Origin of the sequence: Edaphobacter aggregans DSM 19364 (assembly GCF_000745965.1) — a bacterium.
Taxonomy (GTDB): domain Bacteria; phylum Acidobacteriota; class Terriglobia; order Terriglobales; family Acidobacteriaceae; genus Edaphobacter; species Edaphobacter aggregans.
In genome coordinates this window covers 1-4,626 of record NZ_JQKI01000250.1, presented here as the reverse complement: position 1 = coordinate 4,626, position 4,626 = coordinate 1, and the positions used below count along the sequence as shown (strand labels likewise).

The window sequence follows — 4,626 nt, the reverse complement described above, 5'->3', positions numbered from 1 at the left end:
GGCAGCGTGATTGTGCCGTGTGCCGCATCCACGGTGCCAGACTTCAGTAGCTGGACGGGCCCTACAAGACTGGGGTTTGTCGTCGATGGAGAAGGACCGAAGTAGGACAAGGGAACGGAAGCACCAACAGACGGCGGCGCCGGGAACAAGTCACAGCCTGGGCCAGGTCCGATCGGTCCTGGACCGGGGCCCTGTGCTGAGTTGAAACTGGAGTCGAGTGCTTGTGAGGCTGTGGTAGCTGACGATGTCACCACGGCCTGCGCGGTTGGCCGCTGTGCAAGTTGATGTACAGCCATCATCTCAGGAGAAAGCGGCTGTTTGGTGGAGGTGGTGTTCTGTGCAACTGCAAGTGGCGCAACCGTGCTTAGCACAAACAGGGTGCTTAAGTAGTAAGACAGGCCACGATGTGTGCGAAAGGGAGCCCTTCTGCAAGAAGAGTTCCGAATTCCTGTCTTCGACAATGGAGAAACCTCGAGTTTCATACGATGCTCCTTTAGGTGGATCTGTGGGCTTGCGCGTTCATGGAATATCGGCAAATGCCAAGAGGCTTGTGGCGTTTCGATGAGATGCGCATCCATCTGACGCAGGAAGGGTGTTCGGGTTACAGGTGAAACGAGAATTATCGTGGTGCGCACATTTTTCGGTGAGCATTCGCAGTTTGTGTAAGCTCACTAAGCAGATGTTAGGAGCGAACGACGATTAACAAAGTGTTTGTAACTTATCCGCAGCTAACCCCTCTAATAATGGGAAAGTGCACATAACGTACGAGTGCTAGCCGCGTCCGGCGAAGGCGAACTTCACATCGATCCCTTCGGCAGTGGGCGTGGAAGAGACGATGCTGAGCGCAAAATGTTCTCTCCGAGCATCATCGCGAAGAGCTCGCTCGAGCGCAGAGCCATCACTGCCCACAAACTGATCGCGACCATTCAGGACCATCTGTGGCGTGTAGGAGCCCTCGGACGAAAGCCGCGAAGCGTAGACGCTCTGTCTATCCGTGAACACTGGCGAGGAATATGGATCTTTCCAACCGAGATTATTCCAGTACGTCACGTGTTCACTGATACCGACGATCAGCTGTCCCGCGTTCGTCTGCTTCAGATTGATTTGCCGGAGGAGGGCGTCGGCAGGTGGGCAACTGGAACATCCTTCCGAAGTGAAAAGTTCTACGATCGCCACCGAGGACGGCGTGGTTCCGACCGAGGTGCCGGGAGAAGCGGCATGCGACGTAAGTGGGACAGCGAGGAGAGTAAGCGAAACTGCGAACACGGGACGAAGCTGCATTGGGATACCTCCAGCCAAACGGCGTCAATCTGACGTGTTGGCCAGCGAAAGGGTTACACAGTCTGCCTCGCACGTGTCTTGTAACCAAAACAATTCCCGCGTTTCTAACAAGACAAAACGACGTTCTCGCTATTCGCAAACGAGGCGTGCGTCACGAGGAAACGATGGCTCGTCTGCTACGCCTTTACCGCCGGGTCGCATCGGCGTCTTCATCCCTTCAATCCGTGATGCTTCTGGCGGTGCGTCTCTACTGGGGATTTCAATTTTCCCAGACCGGGTGGGGAAAATTACACAACTTGGTGAAAATTACGGGGTTCTTCGCCAGTCTTAATATCCCGTGCCCCGGTTTTGCCGCACCCTTCGTCTCCACTCTGGAGTTCGTTGGAGGCATTCTTCTGATGCTCGGCTTGTTTTCGCGACCCGTCGCACTCCTGCTGGCGTGCAACATGTTCGTTGCATACTGGACCGCGGACCGTGAAGCGCTCTCTGCGATCTTTTCTGACCCAGGAAAGTTCTACGCCGCGGATCCCTATACCTTTCTGTTTGCGTCTCTGATGGTTCTGATCTTTGGGGCAGGTTTCTTTGCAGTTGATACTCTCGTCGCGAAGCGGCTGAAAGCTGTTGAGTAGTGAAGGTGCCTCAAACCTCAAATCGTACAGAGTCGGAGATGATTGCCGCTGTCCTCGCAGGGGAAATCCAGCTTTATCATGATCTGGTCCGTCCCTACGAGCGCAGCGTCTACGTCATGGCGCTGTCGTATATGAAGAACGAGGCAGATGCAGAAGATGTTGCGCAAGAAGCATTCGTTAGGGCGTTCCGCAAGCTGTCTTCTTTCCGCGCTGAATCTAAATTCAGCACGTGGCTCATCGGCATCACGACTAACGAGGCGAGGACGCGCCTCCGCAGACAGGCTCTCGTTCGAATGGAACCTCTTGATGAACTGCCGGACGAGGATAAGCGTATTTCACCCGCCCTGTTACGTGACTGGCGCGAAATACCTTCCGAGGCTGTAGAACGCGATGAAGTTCGGGTTCTGATTCAACGGGCGGTTGAGCAGCTACCGGAAATCTATCGGCAGGTTTTCCTTCTGCGTGATGTAGAGGAACTCACTATTAGCGAAACAGCAGGGGCATTGAATATCAGTATCCCCAGCGTCAAGGTCCGATTGCATCGTGCACGTATGATGCTACAAAAGCAACTGGCCCCTCAGCTAAGGACAGTAAATCGAACATCAAAGAGGAGGTGGCTCCCATGATCATAGATTGCAAACACGTTTGGAACTACATCTCTGAATATCTGGATAGAACGCTCCCCGAGGAAACGCGGGACACGGTGCAGAAGCACCTGGATCACTGCGAGATTTGCTCGGCCATTCTCGACTCCACGCGCAACATGATCATTTTGACTGCCGATGATCGCTTCTTCGAACTTCCTGTGGGTTTCAGCGAACGGCTTCACGCGCGCATCGATCTGGAGTTCATGCGCCACGACGGATAGTGCATCCTTCACCGGCGAGGTCATCGGCGGTTACCAACCGTCGAGTTTTCATGATCAAGCTTGACGAAGCGATCGAAGTAATTGACATACATCAGCATCTGACCGAGGTCTTGATGGTTCCCCGCGCCACCTCCCGCACCGGAGGTCATCGCCGCAGTGATTCGACTAACCCGCGGCACTTCCGCCTGCTCGTTCGCTTGTTGACGCAAAAATGCAACGCGTACTCGCGATCAACGGCCTTGAGACCTTGTCGGTGGACGTTGTTGAAACGGCGCGAGAGAACCTGGTCATCGGGCAAGCCTGATGAGAGGCTGCCCCGATCCCTCCTTGTGTGCCAAATAATTAGCACACAAGTGCGCCAGATAATTAGTCAAGCAACAGTGAAGCGGTGGTTCACACTTGTTCTCCGATGGTTCGTTTAGGTTAGGCGGTTAACAGGCCCTAGTTCATGCTCCGTTTCTATGAGGAGTGCGGCGTCAAAGCGTGCTGATTTGCCAAAATAAAGTCGCGCATCGTTCTCGGCTGCCGTCCTATGAATCGCTCGGTCAGATCATTGGTTGGCAATGGCTTTGGGTGATCTCTGAGGGTAGTCGTTTGCGCTACAAGGTGGTTGACTGCTCGCGGGTTCTTTCCCTGCAAAACGACATCGAGTATATCCCGATATGCTTCAGGAGTTATTTCTTCATACCGAACTGGCCGGCCAACAACGGACGTGACTAACTCAGCAACCTGGCCGTAAGTTAGTTTTTCGGGTCCTGTTGGATAGACTACAGACTCTGAGGTTTGATCTGGGTCAGCCAGCAGGCTCGCCGCTATTACTCCGGCATCTCCTCCCGAGATCCAATTTACGGCCAAGTCTCCATGTGAATTACGTATGACCCCTTCTCTCTGAATAAATTGAGTATGCAGAAGGAGAAGCTCATGAAAGAAGCCATCAATGCGGAGATGAGTGCACTCAAAACCAGCCCAATCCAAGATGTTCTCAGAAACCCATTGGGCGCGACCGTGGGGGCTCGGATTGCTCGGACCTGAAGCTGAAACGGACATGTTGACAACTCTTTTCAGGCAATGTTCCCGCCCGGCTGCCGCAAATAGACCTGTGGCCTCTGCGATACCGTCATCCACTGGATAGCAAAAGAACGCGGTCTCTATACCATCGAGAGCTGTACCCAAGCTCGCGTAGTCGGTGAAATTGCCGACGACAATTTGGGCACCGAGTTTGGCGAGAGCTTCCGATCTTTCGTCAAACTCGCGCACCATCGCTCGGACGGGCAATTGTCGCTTCAAGAGTTCTTTGACTACCGCAGTGCCGGTGCTACCAACGCGACCGGCGGCTCCCGTGACAAGAATAGGTCTGGATAAGGTACTGGATGGGATTTTTGCTGACATGCTTCTCCTGTGATGATGAAACTTCTGACCGGGATGTGGTTGCTTCTAGGCTTGAATCCAAGGCAGACTCAGGCATGAATGGTCTTTCCTCATTCTTCTTGCATCATTTAGATTGCATATACACTCTAATGTATTCAAAGAGTTTTTGGAACACCACGGGGTTTTCACAATGAGGAGATCACGAGAAGAAGCAGCAGCGACCCGCCAGCGAATTGTAGACACGGCATCCCACGAATTTCGCGAGAACGGCATCGCAGAAACAGGTCTCAGCGAATTGATGGGAGCAGCAGGACTGACTCAGGGTGGCTTTTACAGACATTTCGAATCGAAGGACCAACTGGTTGGCGAAGCCATCGAACGCAGCTTTGATCAGATGATAGGGGAGTTGGCAGCTTCCATAAAAGGCAAGCCTCCTGATGCTGCTTTCAAAGCTGTTGTGGATGGATATTTGTCAGCGAA

Annotated in this window: 7 protein-coding genes; 4 read left to right on the top strand and 3 right to left on the bottom strand. The window is 53.3% G+C overall.

Annotated elements, in window-relative coordinates; all coding sequences use genetic code 11:
* Window positions 1-771: 771 nt before the first annotated feature.
* Complete coding sequence (locus Q363_RS30685) at window positions 772-1,281, bottom strand: DUF1223 domain-containing protein (protein ID WP_051979576.1); 510 nt, start codon at window positions 1,279-1,281, stop codon at window positions 772-774.
* A 164-nt stretch (window positions 1,282-1,445) separates the two neighbouring features.
* Between Q363_RS30685 and Q363_RS30680 the strand changes: the two genes are divergently transcribed.
* The 3 genes from Q363_RS30680 to Q363_RS30670 are packed head-to-tail and all read left to right on the top strand — an operon-like array spanning window position 1,446 to window position 2,778.
* Window positions 1,446-1,910: a DoxX family protein gene (locus Q363_RS30680; RefSeq protein WP_035358344.1), complete on the top strand. Its 465-nt coding sequence runs from the start codon at window positions 1,446-1,448 to the stop codon at window positions 1,908-1,910.
* 38 nt (window positions 1,911-1,948) lie between these two features.
* A complete protein-coding gene (locus tag Q363_RS30675) occupies window positions 1,949-2,536 on the top strand; it encodes a sigma-70 family RNA polymerase sigma factor (protein ID WP_051979575.1) in 588 nt (195 codons plus the stop codon).
* Window positions 2,533-2,778, top strand: a complete 246-nt coding sequence (locus Q363_RS30670; protein WP_035358342.1) for an anti-sigma factor family protein — start codon at window positions 2,533-2,535, stop codon at window positions 2,776-2,778. The genes Q363_RS30675 and Q363_RS30670 overlap by 4 nt, the downstream gene beginning before the upstream one ends.
* A gap of 20 nt (window positions 2,779-2,798) precedes the next feature.
* Here the strand turns inward: Q363_RS30670 and Q363_RS43440 are convergent, their stop codons facing one another.
* Both Q363_RS43440 and Q363_RS30665 read right to left on the bottom strand, forming a co-directional pair.
* Entirely contained in the window at window positions 2,799-2,987 is a 189-nt protein-coding gene (locus Q363_RS43440; protein WP_157467970.1) for a hypothetical protein, read from the bottom strand.
* A gap of 250 nt (window positions 2,988-3,237) precedes the next feature.
* A complete protein-coding gene (locus tag Q363_RS30665) occupies window positions 3,238-4,167 on the bottom strand; it encodes an NmrA family NAD(P)-binding protein (RefSeq protein WP_064742761.1) in 930 nt (309 codons plus the stop codon).
* Window positions 4,168-4,336: 169 nt separating this feature from the next.
* Between Q363_RS30665 and Q363_RS30660 the strand changes: the two genes are divergently transcribed.
* Window positions 4,337-4,626: TetR/AcrR family transcriptional regulator (locus tag Q363_RS30660; protein WP_035358339.1), on the top strand; the 290-nt coding region annotated here is incomplete at its 3' end.

Coding starts and splice junctions, on each gene's coding strand:
- Q363_RS30670 (WP_035358342.1), top strand. CDS start 2,533: ATGATCATAGATTGCAAACACGTTTGGAACTACATCTCTGAATATCTG.
- Q363_RS30680 (WP_035358344.1), top strand. CDS start 1,446: ATGGCTCGTCTGCTACGCCTTTACCGCCGGGTCGCATCGGCGTCTTCA.
- Q363_RS30675 (WP_051979575.1), top strand. CDS start 1,949: ATGATTGCCGCTGTCCTCGCAGGGGAAATCCAGCTTTATCATGATCTG.
- Q363_RS30685 (WP_051979576.1), bottom strand. CDS start 1,281: ATGCAGCTTCGTCCCGTGTTCGCAGTTTCGCTTACTCTCCTCGCTGTC.
- Q363_RS30665 (WP_064742761.1), bottom strand. CDS start 4,167: ATGTCAGCAAAAATCCCATCCAGTACCTTATCCAGACCTATTCTTGTC.